Origin of the sequence: Rhodovulum sp. 12E13 (assembly GCF_003340565.1) — a bacterium.
Taxonomy (GTDB): domain Bacteria; phylum Pseudomonadota; class Alphaproteobacteria; order Rhodobacterales; family Rhodobacteraceae; genus HLUCCA09.
Genome location: NZ_QPLK01000008.1, coordinates 106,187 through 123,892 on the forward strand (window position 1 = coordinate 106,187; position 17,706 = coordinate 123,892).

General features: G+C 71.7%; 13 protein-coding genes. 10 read left to right on the forward strand and 3 right to left on the reverse strand.

Annotated elements, in window-relative coordinates:
* Window positions 1–136 precede the first annotated feature (136 nt).
* From DLJ49_RS09350 to DLJ49_RS09375, 6 genes are all read left to right on the forward strand, one after another.
* Window positions 137–2,605 carry a xanthine dehydrogenase molybdopterin binding subunit gene (locus DLJ49_RS09350; protein ID WP_115393271.1) on the forward strand — a complete coding sequence of 823 codons (2,469 nt, stop codon included), beginning with the start codon at window positions 137–139 and terminating at the stop codon, window positions 2,603–2,605.
* Complete coding sequence (gene xdhC, locus DLJ49_RS09355) at window positions 2,602–3,642, forward strand: xanthine dehydrogenase accessory protein XdhC (RefSeq protein WP_115393272.1); 1,041 nt, start codon at window positions 2,602–2,604, stop codon at window positions 3,640–3,642. The genes DLJ49_RS09350 and xdhC overlap by 4 nt, the downstream gene beginning before the upstream one ends.
* The gene (locus DLJ49_RS09360; protein WP_115393273.1) at window positions 3,639–5,195 is read left to right on the forward strand and encodes an ABC transporter ATP-binding protein; all 1,557 of its coding nucleotides are present in this window, start codon (window positions 3,639–3,641) and stop codon (window positions 5,193–5,195) included. The genes xdhC and DLJ49_RS09360 overlap by 4 nt, the downstream gene beginning before the upstream one ends.
* A 228-nt stretch (window positions 5,196–5,423) precedes the next feature.
* On the forward strand, window positions 5,424–6,509 hold the full coding sequence (locus DLJ49_RS09365; RefSeq protein ID WP_115393359.1) for an ABC transporter permease: 1,086 nt from the start codon (window positions 5,424–5,426) through the stop codon (window positions 6,507–6,509).
* Window positions 6,509–7,441 (forward strand): ABC transporter permease, encoded by a 933-nt coding sequence (locus DLJ49_RS09370; RefSeq protein WP_115393274.1) that lies wholly within the window; start codon window positions 6,509–6,511, stop codon window positions 7,439–7,441. The genes DLJ49_RS09365 and DLJ49_RS09370 overlap by 1 nt, the downstream gene beginning before the upstream one ends.
* A 29-nt stretch (window positions 7,442–7,470) precedes the next feature.
* Entirely contained in the window at window positions 7,471–8,559 is a 1,089-nt protein-coding gene (locus DLJ49_RS09375; RefSeq protein WP_115393275.1) for a BMP family ABC transporter substrate-binding protein, read from the forward strand.
* 311 nt (window positions 8,560–8,870) lie between these two features.
* Here the strand turns inward: DLJ49_RS09375 and DLJ49_RS09380 are convergent, their stop codons facing one another.
* On the reverse strand, window positions 8,871–9,377 hold the full coding sequence (locus DLJ49_RS09380) for a hypothetical protein (protein WP_115393276.1): 507 nt from the start codon (window positions 9,375–9,377) through the stop codon (window positions 8,871–8,873).
* Window positions 9,378–9,491: 114 nt separating this feature from the next.
* On the opposite strand from DLJ49_RS09380, the gene DLJ49_RS09385 reads away from it, so the two are divergent.
* Complete coding sequence (locus tag DLJ49_RS09385; RefSeq protein ID WP_115393277.1) at window positions 9,492–9,845, forward strand: carboxymuconolactone decarboxylase family protein; 354 nt, start codon at window positions 9,492–9,494, stop codon at window positions 9,843–9,845.
* Between the two features lie 170 nt (window positions 9,846–10,015).
* On the forward strand, window positions 10,016–10,480 hold the full coding sequence (locus DLJ49_RS09390; protein WP_115393278.1) for a hypothetical protein: 465 nt from the start codon (window positions 10,016–10,018) through the stop codon (window positions 10,478–10,480).
* A 323-nt stretch (window positions 10,481–10,803) separates the two neighbouring features.
* Here DLJ49_RS09390 and DLJ49_RS09395 read toward each other — a convergent pair whose 3' ends face one another.
* Both DLJ49_RS09395 and DLJ49_RS09400 read right to left on the reverse strand, forming a co-directional pair.
* On the reverse strand, window positions 10,804–13,329 hold the full coding sequence (locus DLJ49_RS09395) for a GcvT family protein (protein WP_115393279.1): 2,526 nt from the start codon (window positions 13,327–13,329) through the stop codon (window positions 10,804–10,806).
* A 236-nt stretch (window positions 13,330–13,565) separates the two neighbouring features.
* Window positions 13,566–14,909: an aspartate aminotransferase family protein gene (locus DLJ49_RS09400; protein ID WP_115393280.1), complete on the reverse strand. Its 1,344-nt coding sequence runs from the start codon at window positions 14,907–14,909 to the stop codon at window positions 13,566–13,568.
* Between the two features lie 239 nt (window positions 14,910–15,148).
* On the opposite strand from DLJ49_RS09400, the gene DLJ49_RS09405 reads away from it, so the two are divergent.
* Both DLJ49_RS09405 and DLJ49_RS09410 read left to right on the forward strand, forming a co-directional pair.
* A complete protein-coding gene (locus DLJ49_RS09405) occupies window positions 15,149–16,273 on the forward strand; it encodes a THUMP domain-containing class I SAM-dependent RNA methyltransferase (protein WP_115393360.1) in 1,125 nt (374 codons plus the stop codon).
* Between the two features lie 152 nt (window positions 16,274–16,425).
* Window positions 16,426–17,322: a DUF4214 domain-containing protein gene (locus tag DLJ49_RS09410; protein ID WP_115393281.1), complete on the forward strand. Its 897-nt coding sequence runs from the start codon at window positions 16,426–16,428 to the stop codon at window positions 17,320–17,322.
* Window positions 17,323–17,706 lie beyond the last annotated feature (384 nt).

Here is a 17,706-nt window from a genome sequence, read left to right on the forward strand (position 1 = left end):
GGACACGCCGCGCCCTATCGGGCCACGGCCGTCTACGGCGCGCGACGGCTCGACCGGGTGCCCGGATCTTCGACGAAGATTCGGCCCCTTGTCGATCCTTCGAAGAAGGATCGGCCTCCCGCGGGGACGCACGCCCATGACCGTCGCCAAACCGCTCCCCCACGACGCCGCGATGCGCCACGTCACCGGCGAGGCGCGCTACGTCGACGACATCCCCGTGCCGGCGGGCACGCTGCACCTCGCCTTCGGCCTGTCGCAGATCGCCTCGGGGCGCTGGACGGAGATGGACCTCGACGCGGTGCGCGCCGCGCCGGGGGTCGTCGCGGTGATCACGGCGGCCGACCTGCCGGGGCACAACGACGTCTCGCCCGCGCCCACCTTCCACGAGGAGTTGCTGTCGTCGCACGAGATCCACTATGCGGGGCAACCGCTCTTCCTCGTCGTCGCCGACAGCCACCTCGCCGCGCGCAAGGCCGCGCGACTGGCACAGGTGACAGCGGAAGAGACCGAGCCGGTCCTGACCATCGAGCAGGCACTGGCCCGCGACTGGCGCTTCGAGGAGGGCCCGCGCGTCTACGGACGGGGCGATCCGGAGGCGGCCATCGCCGGGGCGGCGCATCTGGTGGACGGCTCGATCGAGATCGGCGGGCAGGAGCATTTCTACCTGGAGGGGCAGGCGGCGCTGGCGCTGCCGCAGGAGGGGGGAGACATGGTCGTGCACTCCTCCTCGCAGCATCCGACCGAGATCCAGCACAAGGTGGCCGAGGCGCTGGCGGTGCCGATGAACGCGGTGCGGGTCGAGGTGCGGCGCATGGGCGGCGGCTTCGGCGGCAAGGAGAGCCAGGGCAACGCGCTGGCCTGTGCCTGCGCCGTCGCCGCGCGGCTCACGGGCCGGCCCTGCAAGATGCGCTACGACCGCGACGACGATTTCGTCATCACCGGCAAGCGCCACGACTTCCGCATCGACTATCGCGCCGGGGTGGACGACGAGGGCCGCATCCTCGGCCTGATCTTCGAGCAGTTCTGCCGCTGCGGCTGGAGCCAGGACCTGTCGCTGCCCGTGGCCGACCGCGCGATGCTGCACGCCGACAACGCCTACTGGCTGCCGGCGGTGCGGATCGTCTCGCACCGGCTGCGGACCAACACGCAGTCGGCGACCGCCTTCCGCGGCTTCGGCGGCCCACAGGGGATGCTGGGCATCGAGCGGGTGATGGACCACGTCGCCCATGCGCTCGGGCGCGACCCGCTGGAGGTGCGGCGCACCAATTTCTACGCTGCGCGGGCCGAGGCGGCGCAGGGGGGCCAGCCCCCCGTCGGCCCGTTCCGGGCCGCCTCCCCCCGGAGTATTTCGGCCAAGATGAGGGGAGAAGAGGGTGCCGCGGCCGACCCCTCTCTCGACCTGACGAGCCGGGGCGCCGCGCAGGCGGTCGCGCCGCAGCCGGCGCCGCGGAGCGAGGTGCCCGGCTCGACGACGCCCTACGGGCAGGTGGTGGAGGATTTCATCCTGCCCGACATGGTCGCGCGTTTGGTGGAAAGCTCCGATTACCGTGCGCGGCGGGCGGCCATCGCGGAATGGAACGCCGCCGAGCCGATCTGCAAGCGCGGGATCGCGTTGACGCCGGTGAAGTTCGGCATCTCCTTCACGCTGACCCATCTGAACCAGGCCGGCGCGCTCGTGCATGTCTACACCGACGGCTCGATCCACATGAACCACGGCGGCACCGAGATGGGGCAGGGTCTGTTCCAGAAGGTGGCGCAGGTGGCGGCCGACCGCTTCGGGGTCGAGGTGGAGCGGGTGAAGATCACCGCGACCGACACCGGCAAGGTGCCCAACACCTCGGCCACCGCGGCCTCGTCGGGCTCGGACCTGAACGGGATGGCCGTCAAGGCGGCCTGCGACGAGATCCGCGACCGCCTCGCCACCTTCGTGGCGGAGCGGCAGCAGGCCGACCCGGCCACGGTCCGCTTCGAGGGGGGGCGGGTGCATGTGGGCGCCCAGAGCTATCCTTTCGAGGACGTGGCGCGCGACGCGTGGATGGCGCGGATCTCGCTCTCGGCGACCGGCTTCTACCGCACGCCCAAGGTGGAGTGGGACCGGATCCGCGGGCAGGGCCGGCCCTTCTACTACTTCGCCTACGGGGTCGCGGTGACCGAGGCCGCGATCGACACGCTGACGGGCGAGAACCGCCTGCTCCGCGCCGACATCCTGCACGATTGCGGCACCTCGCTGAACCCGGCGCTCGACCTCGGGCAGATCGAGGGCGGTTACATCCAGGGCACGGGCTGGCTCACGATGGAGGAACTGGTGTGGGATACGCGCGGCCGCTTGCGCACGCACGCCCCGTCAACCTACAAGATCCCGGCCTGCTCGGACGCGCCGCCCGTTTTCAACGTCGCGCTCTGGGACGGGCGGAACCGCGAGGAGACGATCTATCGCTCCAAGGCCGTGGGAGAGCCGCCGTTGATGCTGGGGATTTCCGCGCTGATGGCGCTGTCGGACGCCGTGGCTGCCTGCGGGGGCCCCGGCGCCCCCTACCCCGCGCTCGACGCGCCGGCCACGCCCGAGCGGGTTCTGGCGGCGGTCGAGCGAGTGCGGTCGGCATGAGCCTCGACCTCGCCGCCCTGCGCGCCGCTCTCGCCCGGCACGGTATGGTGGCGCGCGTCGTGGTGGCGGAGGCGCAGGGCTCGGCACCGCGCGAGGCAGGCGCGGCGATGATCGTCTGGGACAGCGGGCAGCAGGGCACGATCGGCGGCGGCGCGCTGGAATGGGAGGCGGCGCGGCAGGCGCGTGCCGTCCTGGCGGGCGAGGCGTGCGAGGGCCTGCAGCGGATGCCGCTCGGCCCGGGGCTGGGCCAGTGCTGCGGCGGAGCGGTGACGCTGCTGACCGAGGTCATCGACGGCGCGCGGTTGGCCGAGATCGAGGCGGCAGGCACCGTATGGGCACGACCTGTCTCGGGCTGGCCCGTCTTGGGAGGGCCCGTCGCGGGGGGGACCGTCTCGGAGGGAGGCGTCTTGCGGGACGAAGCTGCACCGCTGGCCGTGGAACGGATCCGGGCACGGGCACGGCGCGGGACGGAGAGGCCGGAGGCGCAGCTCGTGGAGGGATGGATGGTGGAGCCCTTGCGCACCGCCGCCCATGACCTCTGGCTGCACGGGGCGGGGCATGTCGGGCGTGCGCTGACCGGCGTGCTGGCGCCCCTGCCCGACTGGCGCATCACATGGGTCGACACCGGGGCGGAGCGGTTCCCGGCCGCGATGCCCGAGGGCGTCGACATGCTGGTGGCAGCCGAGCCGGCGAGGGCCGTGGCCCACGCCCCCGGGGACGCGCATCACCTGATTCTGACCTATTCCCATGCCCTTGACCTTGCGCTTTGCGACGCGGTGCTGCGGCGGGGCTTCGCCTCGGCCGGGCTGATCGGCTCGGCCACCAAGTGGGCGCGCTTCCGCAGGCGCCTCGCGGCGATGGGCCACGCCCCCGGACAGATCGCGCGCATCGCCTGCCCGATCGGCGACCCCGCCATGGGCAAGCATCCCCAGGCCATCGCCATCGGCACCGCCGCCGCGCTGATGCGCACGGTCGGCACGGCGGCGCCGGCCGACGACGGCCTCCTTCCCGACGCGCAGGCCGAGGGCGGGGCGTGAGCGCGCTTCTGCAGGTCCGCGGCCTGTCGAAGGCCTATCCGGGCGTGATCGCCAACAAGGACGTCGACCTGACCGTTCAGCAGGGCGAGATCCACGCGCTTCTCGGCGAGAACGGCGCCGGCAAGTCGACGCTTGTCAAGGCGATCTACGGCCTGGTGAAGCCCGACGCCGGCACGATGGAGCTGCTGGGCAAGCCCTACGCCCCGCCCGAACCGCGGGCCGCGCGTCGGGCGGGCGTGGCGATGGTGTTCCAGCACTTCTCCCTCTTCGACGCGCTGAGCGTGGCCGAGAATGTCGGGCTGGGCATGGAGAAGGCGCCGAAGCTGCGCACGCTGGCCGCCGAGATCGCGCAGGTGAGCCGGGCCTACGGCCTTCCGCTCGACCCGGGCCGCCGCGTGGGCGACCTGTCGGCGGGCGAGCGGCAGCGGGTCGAGATCGTGCGTTGCCTGCTGCAGGAGCCGAAGCTGCTGGTCATGGACGAGCCGACCTCGGTGCTGACCCCGCAGGAGGTGGAGATCCTCTTCGCCACGCTGCGAAAGCTGGCGCGCGAGGGCACCTCGGTCCTCTACATCTCGCACAAGCTGGAAGAGATCCGCGCGCTCTGCCGGCGGGCGACGATCCTGCGGCGGGGCCGGGTGGTGGGCACCTGCGATCCGCGCAGCGTGTCGGCGGCGCAGCTGGCCGAGCTGATGGTCGGCGCCTCGCTCAAGCGGCCGGATCGTGAGGGCCGCAAGCGCGGGCCCGTGGTTCTGGCGCTCACCGGCCTCTCGGCGCCCGCACCGGGGCGGTTCGGCACTGCGCTGTCGGATATCAGGCTGACGGTCGAGGCTGGCGAGATCGTCGGCATCGGCGGCGTGGCCGGCAACGGTCAGGACGAGCTGCTCGCGGCTCTGTCGGGAGAGATGCCGACCGGTCCGCGCATGATCGCGCTCGAGGGCGAGGATATCGGCGCGCTCGGGCCGGTCGCGCGGCGGCGGCTTGGACTGCTCGCAGCGCCGGAAGAGCGGCTGGGCCACGCCGCTGCCCCCGACATGAGCCTGACGGAAAATGCCGCGCTGACGGGCTGGATGCGCGAGCCGATGCTGCGCCGGGGCTTTCTCGACTGGCGGGCGGCGCGCGGCTTCGCGGCCAAGGTGATAGAGAGCTTCGACGTGCGCACGCCGGGGCCTGGCACGGCGGCGCGGGCGCTCTCGGGCGGCAACCTGCAGAAGTTCGTGATCGGGCGCGAGGTGCTGCAGCGGCCCCGCGTTCTGGTGGTCAACCAGCCGACATGGGGCGTCGACGCGGCGGCGGCCGCGGCCATCCGGCAGGCGCTGATCGACCTTGCGCGCGAGGGCGCGGGCGTGGTCGTCATCACGCAGGATCTCGACGAGATCCTCGCACTGGCCGACCGCTTCGCCGCGCTCAACGCGGGCCGCCTGACGCCACCGGTGCCGACCGAAGGGCTGACGATGGAGCGGATCGGGCTGATGCTCGGCGGCGCGCACGACATGGATGTGGCCCGCCCCGACGAGGCCCACCAGATCATGGAGGGCTACGATGCCCCCGCCTGAGCGGTCCGACGTTATGTCTGCGGCGCACGCCGCCGTGCCGTCTGCCGCGGCGCCGCCCCGCGGGGCAGGGAGTCGCGTTCCCCGCCGGGCCCGTGGCGGCGTGCAGCTCGCCGGGCCTCTTCCGTGCGCCGCGCCCCCGACGGCGCAGCGGCGTGCGCCCCCCTGCTTCTTTCTGTTCCAAATACGCACTCGCACTGCCGGGCCGGCCCGCGGGCCGTGGGGATGGCCGTGATCGCGCTCGAGCGGCGCCCGGCCCCGTCGGCGGTATGGCGCTGGGCCACGCCACCGCTCGCGGTGCTGCTGACCATGCTCGCCGGCGGCGCGATGTTCGCCGCGCTGGGTCAGGACCCGCTGATCGCCATCCGGACGATCTTCTGGGATCCGCTCTTCGCCGAGCAGTTCGCCAGCTATGCCCGCCCGCAACTGCTGGTGAAGGCCGGGCCGCTCATCCTCATCGCCATCGGCCTCGCCATGGGCTTTCGCGCAGGAGTGTGGAACATCGGGGCCGAGGGGCAATACATCGTCGGCGCGATCTGCGGGGCGGCGGCGGGCCTGGCCCTCTACCCGGCCGACACCAGGCTGATCCTGCCGCTCATGGCGCTGGCCGGGGCGCTCGGGGGCTGGGCCTGGGCGATGATCCCCGCGCTGCTGAAGACCCGCTTCGGCACCAACGAGATCCTCGTGTCGCTGCTCTTGGTCTACGTCGCCGAGCAGCTCGTCGCCGCGATGGCGCTCGGCCCGCTGAGGAACCCCGAGGGCGGTGGCTTCCCCGGCTCGCGCAACCTCGCCCGGTGGGAGAGCTCGGCCAATCCCGAGCTCATCGCCGGCACCGGCATGCACTGGGGGGTCGTCACAGCGTTCATCGCGGTGATCTTCGCCTATGTCATCTTCACCCGCCATCTTGCCGGCTTCCAGATCAGGCTGATGGGCGAGGCGCCGCGGGCGGCGCGCTTCGGCGGGGTGCGGCCAGGGCGGCTGGTGATCCTGTGCTTCGGCGTGTCGGGGGCGCTGGCGGGCCTCGCCGGGCTGTTCGAGGTAACGGGGCCCGCAGGCCAGCTCAACATCGACTTCGGCGCGGGCTACGGCTTTACCGCGATCATCGTGGCCTTCCTCGGCCGGCTGCACCCGATCGGCATCCTGCTCGCCGGGCTGCTGATGGCGCTGACCTATATCGGCGGCGAGCTGGCGCAGCTGATGCTCGGGCTGCCCGCCGCGGCGATCCAGGCGTTCCAGGGGATGCTGCTGTTCTTCCTGCTCGGCGTCGACGTTTTCACCAACTACCGGCTGCGCCTCGGTCGGCGGAGAATTGCGTGATGGACCTCTCCTCGATCAACTGGCTGCTGCTGCTCGCCTCGCTGATGGTCGCCTCCACACCCATCCTGCTCGCGGGGCTGGGCGAGCTGGTGGTCGAGCGGGCGGGCGTGCTCAATCTCGGTGTCGAGGGGATGATGATCACCGGCGCGGTCTGCGGCTTCGCCATCGGCTTCGAGACGGGCTCGGCGGTCTGGGGCTTCGCCGCGGCCGCGGGGGCGGGCGCGGCGCTCAGCCTCGTCTTCGGCGTGCTCACCCAGGTGCTGATGTCGAACCAGGTGGCGACGGGCCTCGCGCTGACGCTGTTCGGCCTCGGCCTGTCGTCGCTGATCGGGCAGGGCTATATCGGCGAGCGGGGGGTGAACGTGCCCGACGTGCCGCTGGGGCCGCTGGCCGATCTGCCGGTCATCGGCCCCATTCTGTTCCGGCACGACGCGGTCGTGTATCTCTCGCTGCTGCTGTGCCTCGCGATCTGGCTCTTTCTCTACCGCTCGCGCGCGGGCCTCGTCCTGCGCTCGGTCGGCGAGAGCGCCCAGGCCGCCCACGCGCTCGGCACCAAGGTCGTGCGCATCCGCCTGACGGCCATCGCCTTCGGCGGCGCCTGCGCGGGGCTGGGCGGCGCCTACATCAGCCTCGTGCGCGTGCCGCAATGGACAGACGGGATGACCGCGGGGGCAGGCTGGATCGCGCTCGCCCTCGTCGTATTCGCCTCGTGGCGGCCGTGGCGGCTTCTGCTCGGCGCCTATCTCTTCGGCGGCCTGACCGTGTTGCAGCTCAACCTGCAGGCGGCGGGCGTCGCGCTGCCCGTCGAGTACTTGTCGATGGCCCCCTACATCCTCACGATCCTCGTGCTCGTGATCATCTCCTCCGGTCGGGGGCGGGCGGCGCTGGGTGCGCCGGCCGCCCTCGGGCGGAGCTTCCACGCGGCCGCCTGAGCCGCCACCAACAGGGAGAGACGACTCCAATGCTACGACGCACCTTCCTCGCCTCCAGCGCGCTCGCCGTCGGCTTCGGCACCGCCCTCGGCACCGCGGCCCTCGCGCAGGACGACCCGTTCAAGGCGGGTTTCATCTATGTCGGACCGATCGGCGACGGCGGCTGGACCTACACCCACAACGAGGGGCGCCTCGCGCTGGAGGAAGAGTTCGGCGACGGCATCGAGACCGTCTACCAGGAAAGCGTGCCCGAGGGCGCCGACGCGATCCGCGCCATGACGCAGATGGCGCTGTCGGGCGCCGACATCATCTTCGCCACCTCCTTCGGCTACATGGATCAGGTGCTCGAGGTGGCCGAGCAGTTCCCCGACGTGAAGTTCGAGCACGCCACCGGATACAAGCAGGCCGACAACGTCGCCACCTACTCCGCCCGCTTCTACGAGGGGCGCGCGGTGCAGGGGCACATCGCCGGCTCGATGACCGACACCAACATCGTGGGCTACATCGCCTCCTACCCGATCCCCGAGGTGATCCGCGGCATCAACTCGGCCTACATCCACGCGACGAAGGTCAACCCCGACGTCGAGTTCCGCGTCGTCTGGGTCTACACGTGGTTCGACCCCGCCAAGGAGGCCGACGCCGCCACCGCGCTGATCGAGCAGGGCGCCGACGTGATCCTGCAGCACACCGACTCGACCGCGCCGCTGGCGGCCGCCGAGGCGGCGGGCGGGGTGATCGGCTTCGGCCAGGCCTCCGACATGGCGGCGTTCAAGCCTTCCCCGCGCGTGTCGTCCATCCTCGATGTCTGGGGCCCCTACTACATCGACCGCGTTCAGGCGGTGATGGACGGCACATGGGAATCGGGCGACACGTGGCACGGCATCGGCGAAGGCATGGTCGGCATCGGCGAGATCACCGACGCGGTGCCGGATGAGGTGCGGCAGGAGGCGCTGGCGCTGAAGGAGAGCATCGCCTCGGGCGAGTATCACCCCTTCACCGGCCCGCTGAACAAGCAGGACGGCACGCCATGGCTGGCCGAGGGCGAGACCGCCGACGACGGCACGCTGCTCGGCATGAACTTCTATGTCGAGGGGCTGACGGGCGACATCCCGGAGTGATCCTTCATCCGGGGTGGCCGCACGGGCGGCCCCCCCGCCACGAGCCGCTGCGGCGGGGCGCCATGGCCCACGCGAGGGGCGGGGCGCGGCCGGTCACCTCGCCGCGCCCGGTCACCTTGCCGCGCCCTGCGCCCTGATCCGGCACGCCCCTCGATGACGAGCCGGCCCCACGCCCCCACAAGCGGGGGGGCCGGTTGCGCGCCGCGTAAACCCCGGTCGCCGCAGAGGCATCGCCCCCGGTCGCGTCGCTCGGTGCCCGGTCGGTGACCGCTCGGTGACCGGCGTTCGGGGGCGGAGCGGGTCCGCCGCCGCTAGAGCGCGCCCAGGCCGAGGGGCAGCACCCATCGCACACCGGGCGCCATCGGCACGCCCTCGGCGCAGGCGGGCGGCGCGGCCGCGCCGGCCTGTCCTCGCTCGGCCGCGAGCGTGCCGGCGAGGCACGACCAGTCGGGCGTCTCTCGCTCCGCTATTCCCGGCCACGCCTCGTGGTTGATGAACACGATCTTGCGCGAGCCACCCGGCGCCAGCCGCACGGCCCGCACGAGCCCCGCATCGCCCGTGCAATCGTCGCCGCAGAGCGCCGCCATGTCGGGGATGTAGCGCAGCCTGTCCCAGTCCGAGACCGAGACCACGGTGAAGGCCGCCGACCCTACGGGCAGGGCCTGCTCCGTCCCCAGCGCGGCGTGGAGCGAGGGGGCCTCGTCGCCGAGGACAGCCACGCCCGAGGGCGGCCCGCCCTGGCCGAGGGCGAGCCAGGCGAGGCCCGCGACCGCCACGATTGCCAGCCCACCGAACACGATCCATGCCAACAGGCGCATTTCGCCCCTCCCCTTCTGCCGCCGCGCCATATCGAGCGGGGCTTGACCTGCGTCAAGGAAGCGTGGCGCGCCCGGGTCCACGGGAGGGGCGACCGCCGAAGCAAGGAGCCCCCGATGGACTGGCCTGCCTCCATGACCGACATGCGCACCCAGCTGCGCGCGCTGAACAAGGCGATCCCCGACGCGACGCGCGAATTCGGCGAGTTGTCGAGCACGGTGAAGCATACCGGCGCCCTCTCGGTGCGAGAGAAGGAGTGGATAGCTCTCGGCATCGCCATCGCGATGCGCTGCGAGCCCTGCATCGGCTTCCATGTAGAAGCGCTGGCCAAGGCCGGGGGCACCCGCGAGGAACTGGCCGACGTCCTCGGCATCGCGTTGCAGATGGGGGGCGGGCCATCGCTGATGTATGCCGCCAAGACACTGGCGGCGTGGGACCAGTTGGTGGCGGAGAAGGCCGCCGCCGAATAGGCCCCTCGCGTATGGTGGTCAGGCGCAGCGGTGCCGCCCGAACGCCCGGAGACTCACCGTTTCAGCCTCTGCCAGCGCCGAAACAGGCCGCGCAGGTGCCGCGTCAGATGGCCGCCCAGGGGTTGTCTCGGCGCGCCCCTGTAACACGCTGATGCGTGAAAGGAGACGCCATGACACGCATCACAGCTCTCGCCTGCGTCGCACTGGCCTGCGGGTCCGCGGCCGCGCAGGCTCAATCGACCGATCTCGAGCGCTTCGAGGCCGCTGCCGAGGCGATGTCGGCGCAGATGTTCGCCCTGATCGCCGAGGAACGCCCCGCCCTGGCCGGCGCCCTGCCCGACACGGACTGGGGCCCCGCCTTCCGCGAGGCAGGCGCCTGCGTGCTCGATCGGATCCGCACAGCGACGTCCGACGACAATGTGGAGCGCATGCTCGGCGAGCTGGAGGGCCTTGCCGGCGCCGATTTCGGCTCGCTGGCCGAGATGCGCGCGGCGAACGACTCCACTGGCCCCGGCCTGCCGCAGGAGCGGATGATGCGGATCAATTCCGAGTGCGGAATGGAAGACGCGATGCGCCGGCGCATGGTCGAGTCGGGCTTTCTGCAAGCGATGCAGCAGTCCCGGCAGGGCGGCTGACGGCAAACACCTTCCACCTGCGACTGCGACAGCCGGATCGCTGGAAGGCTGCAGCGGCCGCGAGGAGCACGCCGCGCGCTCGCTCCGGGCCATGTCGGGCAGCAACCAGCCCGCAGCGACGCCGCACGCCCCGCCCCTCGCGCCCCTGGCCGTCGGCGGCGGGGGGACCGCTGCGGGCGCCGCCCGCAGGGTCGGAGAGCCGCCGGGAAGCCACCCGCCGCGGGCGCGCGGCCAGGGCCGGGTGAGGCGCCACCGCACGACGCGCCAGGCAAGCGATGCGGCGGCGAGCGCGCCCCGCGGGGTGCAAGCGCGCGTCGCCCCCGTTATTCGGCCGCCTGCGCGTGCGTCGGCGCCGTGTCGGCGCGGATGCGCGCGTTCTGCGGGTCGTAGGGACTGTCCTCGGTCACCTCGGCGTCCCACAGACGGTCGAGCATCTTGACCTGCAGGCGCGTGCCCGGCGCGGCGTAGTCGGGGCCGACATATCCCATTCCGATCTGCTTGCCGAAGGCGACCGACCAGCCGCCAGAGGTGAGCCGGCCGACACGGGCATCGCCGAAATAGAGCGCTTCGCGGCCCCACGGGTCGGCATCGTCCGGCCCGTCGATCAGGACGGTGACGCATTTCGAGCGGATGCCCGTCCGCTCCATCGCCGCCTTGCCGCGGAAGTCCTTGGAGAGATCCACGAAGCGCTCGAGGCCGGCCTCAAGCGGGGTCGCGTCGCGCCCGAGCTCGTGGCCGAAGGCGCGGTAGCTCTTTTCCTGCCGGAGCCAGTTCTGCGCCCGGCCCCCGACGAGTTTCAGGCCGTGCGCCTCGCCTGCCGCCATCAGCCGGTCGAACAGGTGATTCTGCATCTCGACGGGGTGGTGCAGTTCCCAGCCCAGCTCGCCGGTATAGGCCACGCGCACGGCCATGACCGGCACCATGCCGAGCTCGATCCGCCGCATCGACAGCCAGGGGAAGCGCTTGTTCGACAACCGCGTGGCGGGGTCGGCATCGACCACCAGATCGCCCAGCAGGTCGCGTGCGCGCGGGCCCGCGACGGCGAAGACGCCCCATTGCGTCGTCACCTCGTGCGCCATCACGAAGGCACCGCCGGCCGCCATGAACTCCTCCGCCGCCTTTTGCAGCTCGTCGCCGTCATAGGCCGCCCAGGCGCCGGCCGAGACGAGGTAGTAGTCGTTCTCGCCCAGCCGGACGATGGTATACTCGGTGCGCGTCGTGCCCGCCTCGGTCAGCGCGTAGGTCAGGTTGATCCGCCCCACCCTGGGCAGCCGGTTGCAGGTGAACCAGTCGAGAAACGCCGTCGCCCCCGGCCCCGTCACCCGGTGCTTGGCGAAGGCCGAGGCGTCGATCATGCCGACGCCCCCGCGAATCGCGTCGGCCTCGGCCTTGGCATACTCCCACCAGCCGCCCCGGCGGAAGCTGCGGGCATCGTGGTCGAAGCTGTCTGGCGCATCCACCGGGCCGAAATAGTTCGGCCGCTCGAAGCCGTTCACCTGCCCGAACTGCGCGCCGCGCGCCTTCATCCGGTCGTAGCATGGCGCGGTGCGCAGCGGCCGGCACGCCTCGCGCTCCTCGTCGGGATGGTGGAGGATGTAGACGTGCGCATACGCCTCCTCGTTCTTGCGGGCGGCGTATTCCGTCGTCATCCACGGCCCGTAACGGCGCGGGTCGAGGCTGGCCATGTCGATCTCGGCTTCGCCCTCGGTCATCATCTGCGCGAGGTAGTGGCCGGTGCCGCCGGCCGCGGTGATCCCGAAGGAAAAGCCCTCGGCCAGCCACATGTTGCGCAGGCCCGGCGCGGGGCCGACGAGCGGGTTGCCGTCGGGCGTGTAGCAGATCGGGCCGTTGTAATCGTCCTTCAGGCCCACCGTCTCCGAACTCGGAATGCGGTGGATCATGCTCATGTATTCCTCCTCGATCCGCTCCAGGTCGAGGGGGAACAGGTCGGCGCGGAAGCTGTCGGGCACGCCATGCTCGAAGCAGGCCGGCGCGCCCTCCTCGTAGGGGCCGAGGATCCAGCCGCCCCGCTCCTCGCGCACGTACCACTTGGCGTCGGCGTCGCGCAGCACGGGGTGCTCTGGGTGATCCTTGCGCCAGGCCACCAGCGCCGGGTCGGGCTCGGTCACGATGTACTGGTGCTCGACCGGGATCGCGGGGATCTTCAGCCCCAGCAGCCGCGCGGTGCGCTGGGCGTGGTTGCCCGTCGCCGTCACGACGTGCTCGGCGGTGATCACCGCGCGTTCCTCGGTCGGCACGAGATTGCCGCCCCGGTCGGCCATCTTCGTGACCGTGACGCGCCACTCGCTGCCCGTCCACTCGTAGGCGTCGACCTGCCACTTCCGCTCGATCGTCACGCCGTGGAGGCGCGCGCCCTTGGCCATCGCCTGCGTCACGTCGGCGGGGTTGATGTAGCCGTCGGTCGGGTGGAAGATCGCGCCCTCGAGATCCTCGGTGCGCACCAGCGGCCAGCGCTCCCTGATCTGCGCCGGGCTCAGCCACTCGTAGGGGATGCCCACGGTCTCGGCGGTGGAGGCGTAGAGCATGTATTCGTCCATGCGCGCCCGGCTCTGCGCCATCCGCAGGTTGCCCACGACGTAGAAGCCGGGGTTGAGGCCGGTCTCTTCCTCCAGCGTCTTGTAGAACTTCACCGAGTAGTCGTGGATGTGGGACGTCGCGTAGGACATGTTGAACAGCGGCAGCAGGCCCGCCGCGTGCCACGTCGAGCCGCTCGTCAACTCGTCGCGCTCCAGGAGCAGCGTGTCCCACCCCGCGCGGCCGAGATGGTAGGCGATCCCCGCCCCCACCGCGCCGCCGCCGACGACCAGAGCCCTCACATGCGTCTTCATCGGTCCACTCCCGTTCCAGGCTGGACGGCAGTGTTACAGGGCAGGCGGCGCGCTCTCCGCGCACAGCCGACGCAAGGAGAGAGAAAAACGACAGCCCGGCAAACGCCCCGGCTGCCCTCGCGGCTTGTGTGGCCGGCGCGATGCAGCCCGTCGCGAAAAGCGCCCGTCGCCACCCGCCAGATGGCCGGGCATGCATCCTTCGCTGCGTTCGCAGCGCGCGACTTCTGTTGCGGGTTTCAGGCGGCCGCTTCCAGCACCTCGGCGACGGCCTGTTCGACGGCGGTGCCGAGGCGGTCGGCGATCTCGTCGATCTCGGTGTCGCTGACGATGAAGGGGGGCGCGAGCAGCACGTGGTCGCCCCGCACCCCGTCGATCGTGCCGCCCATCGGGTAGACCATCAGCCCCGCCCGCATCGCCGCCGCCTTGACCCGCGCGTGCAGCTTGAGCGACGGATCGAAGGGCGCCTTGCTCTCGCGGTCGGCCACCAGTTCCACCCCACGGAACAGGCCGCGGCCGCGGATGTCGCCCACATGGGCGTGCTGGCCGAGCCGGCCGCGCAGCGCGGCGTCGAGCCGCGCGCCGGCCGCGCGCACCCGCGGCAGCATCCGCCCGTCGGTCAGGCGGGCGAGCACGGCGTTGGCCGCCGCCGCCGCCATGGGATGCCCGAGATAGGTATGCCCGTGCTGGAAGAAGCCCGAGCCCTGCGCCACCGCGTCGTAGATCTCGCCGGTGCAGAGCATCGCCCCGACCGGCTGGTAGCCCGCGCCGAGGCCCTTGGCGATGGTCAGGATGTCGGGCGAAACGCCATCTTCCTCGCAGGCGAAGAGATGGCCTGTGCGACCCATGCCGCACATGATCTCGTCGAGGATCAGCAGCACCCCGTGCGCGTCGCAGATCTCGCGGATGCGCTTCAGATAGCCCTCGACCGCCGGCACGGCGCCCGCCGTCGCCCCCACCACCGGCTCGCAGATGAAGGCCATGACCGTCTCGGGGCCGAGGCGCTGGATCTCTTCCTCCAGCGCGTTCGCCGCGCGCAGGCCGTAGGCGGCCGGGCTCTCGCCCGCTTCGCGCTCGCGGTACTCGTAACAGGGCGCGATGTGATACCCCTCGGCCATGAGCGGCGCGAAGGGCTGGCGCCGCCACATGTTGCCGCCCGCGCCGAGCGCGCCCAGCGTATTGCCGTGGTAGCTCTGGCGGCGGGCGATCACCCGGTGCCGCTCCGGCTCGCCGATTTCGAGGAAATACTGGCGCGCGAGCTTGAGCGCGGCCTCGACCGCCTCGGACCCGCCCGAGACGGGATAGACCCGCGCCAGCCCCTCGGGGGCATGGGCGACGAGCGTCTCGGCCATGGCCTCGGCCGCCTCGGTGGTGAAGAAGCCGGTATGGGCCCAGGGCAGCGCCGCCATCTGGTCGGCGATGGCCGCCTTCACGCTCTCGTCGGAATGGCCGAGGCACGAGACGGCCGCGCCGCCGCAGGCGTCGAGGTAGCGCCGCCCCTGGGCGTCGATCAGGTGACAGCCCTCGCCCGAGACGGCCACGGGCAGCTCGGCACGGCAGTGGCGGGGAAAGAGGGCGGACATGGCAGCTCCGGCGGTGCGGGGTGAACGCGTCCGGTTTGGCACGACGCGCGGCCGTCGCCAAGATGCGCGACGTCGCGGGCGCGATGCGCGCCTGGAAACCGCCCGTTTCCGGGGCGTGCGATGCCGGGCAGCATGCCGGGCAGACCGCCCGCCCGCATCCCGCGCGGGATTGCGGCGGCGCGGGCAGCGGGATAACGCGAAGGATGATCGCCCGCCCGCCGCAGCCGACCGATATTGCCATGTCCGCCGCTCTCGACATCTTCATCGTCGCGCCCCCCGGGCTCGAGCCTGTCCTCGCCGAAGAAGCCGCCGAGCGCGGCTTCGCCCCGGCCACGCCGGTGCCGGGCGGAGTTGCCGTGACGGGCGACTGGGCGGAGGTGTGGCGCGCCAACCTGGAGCTGCGGGGCGCGACGCGCGTGCTCGTCCGCGTGGCCGAGTTCCGTGCGCTGCACCTCGCGCAGCTCGACAAGCGGGCCCGCAAGGTCGACTGGGCGGCTCTGCTGCGCGCCGACGTGCCCGTTCGGGTCGAGGCCACCTGCCGCAAGTCGCGCATCTACCATGACGGCGCCGCGGCCACCCGCATCGCCCGCGCCATCGCCGACGGGGCCGGCGCCCCCCTCGCCGCGGATCGCGCGGCCGGGCCGGTCGTCGTCAAGGCGCGGATCGAGGACGACCTCTGCACGATCAGCGTCGATGCCACGGGCGAATCGCTTCACCGGCGCGGGCACAAGCAGCAGGTGGGCAAGGCGCCGCTGCGCGAGACGCTGGCCGCGCTGATCCTGCGGGCGTCGGGCTACCGGGGCGACGAACCCGTGCTCGACCCGATGTGCGGCTCCGGCACCTTCGTCATCGAGGCGGCCGAAATCGCGGCGGGCCTCGCGCCGGGGCGCTCTCGCGGCTTTGCCTTCGAGCAGCTTGCGACCCTCGACGCCGACGCCTGGGCCGCGATGCGCGCCGCCGCGACCGTCCGGGCCGAGCCCCCGTGCGGCATCGCCTTCACCGGGTACGACCGCGACGGCGGCGCCGTCGCTGCCGCCGCCGCCAATGCCGAGCGCGCCGGGGTGGGGGGCCTGTGCACCTTCGCGCGGCACCCCATCGGCGCGCTGGAGCGTCCCGCGGGGCTGCCGGGCCTCGTGGCGGTCAACCCGCCATACGGCACCCGGATCGGTGCGCGGAAGGCGCTCCACGCCCTCTACGACTCGCTTGGCCGCCGTCTCGCCGACGACTTCGGGGGCTGGCGCGTGGCGATGGTGACCGCCGATGCCGGCCTCGCCCGCAGCACCGGCCTGCCGCTAGAGGAGGGGCCGGTCATGCCCCATGGCGGCCTCCGGCTGCGCCTTTACCGGACGGGCCCTCTGCCCTGACGGGCGCGTGCCGGATAGCTGGCATTTTCTGCACCTGCACCGGGTCTGCCCGCCCCCGATAACCACGGCTTAAGGCTTGGCGCTTATCCCGGTCGCCGAGCAGCGCACGGCTGCCGTCCGAAGCCCTGATACCAACCTGCGGAGAGCAGCTCATGGCCTATACCAACCCCACCGTGGCACAGGCACTTCCCTTCCCCGAGGAAGCCGCCGCGGCCATTCGTAAAGCGATTGGAACGGAGTTCACCGTGACGAGCGAAAGCGGCGTCGGCAACGTGACCTATGTCGAGGGCGATACGTTCACCGATCCCGAGGGCGTGTCGTCCGTCATCATGTTCCAGGACACCGGCAACGGCGCCAGCTTCACCGATACGTCGGGAGGCACCCTCGACCGCTTCATCGCCGGCACCAGCGGCGACGACAACTTCACGACCGCCGGTGGGGATGACGAGATCATGCTCGGCGACGGCAACGACACCGTCGATGCCGGCGACGGCACCGACGTCGTGATCGTCAACGGCGCCTATAACCCCGACCGCGTTCAGGTGCAGGACGACGGCAGCATCGTCATCGACAACGGCAACGGCACCCAGGCGGTGGTCCGCAACACCGAGATCCTGCAGTTCGACGACACCAAGGTGGTCGTGGCCACCAACGTCAAGGACGCCGCGATCGCCCTGCTCTACGAAGCGGCCTTCGACCGCCAGATCGACAATGCCGGCTACAAGTTCTGGACGACCGGTGGAAACGACGATCTCGATGTCGCGCAGATCGCCGACTACTTCGCCAAGAGCACCGAGTTCCAGGGCCTGTTCGCGGGCACCTCGAACGAAGAGTTCGTCAACGCGGTCTACCGCAACTTCTTCGACCGCGAGGCCGACGCGGGCGGCTTCGAGTTCTACACGCGGCTGCTCAACGAGGGCGTGATCGACCGTGGCGACTTCCTGGCCGACATCGCCGACAGCGGCGAAGCGCTGCAGCTCTTCGAGGACATCGTGAAGGTCATCGGCTCGAACCCGACCGACAGCTCGGACGACATGGGCACCGCCTGACCGCAGATCCGGCTCGACGCAGCCAGTGCCGCAGAACGCGGCACTCAACGGGAAAGAACGCCTGTCATCCATGGCCAGCATCCACTTCCGGCCGGCGCCCGACGAGGGCGCCTTTCCCCCGGCACAGACTGCGCCGCACGACCTGTCGGACGCCCTCCATATGCCGCGCCTCGCGGACCGGGAGGTGTTCGCTCGCGGCGCAGTCGCTGCCGTTCGCCACGTCCGTGCATCCGACGCGCCTTTCGCGGCCTTCGCCCAACTGCCCGCGGCAGCCCGCTCTCGCCTCGCGAGCAGCCCGGAGGGCTGGGACTGGATCGCCGGTCTGCTCGAGGGCGCCGCGCGTGGCAGCGGGACGCCGCAGACGAAAACAGGGCCGGAGACGCG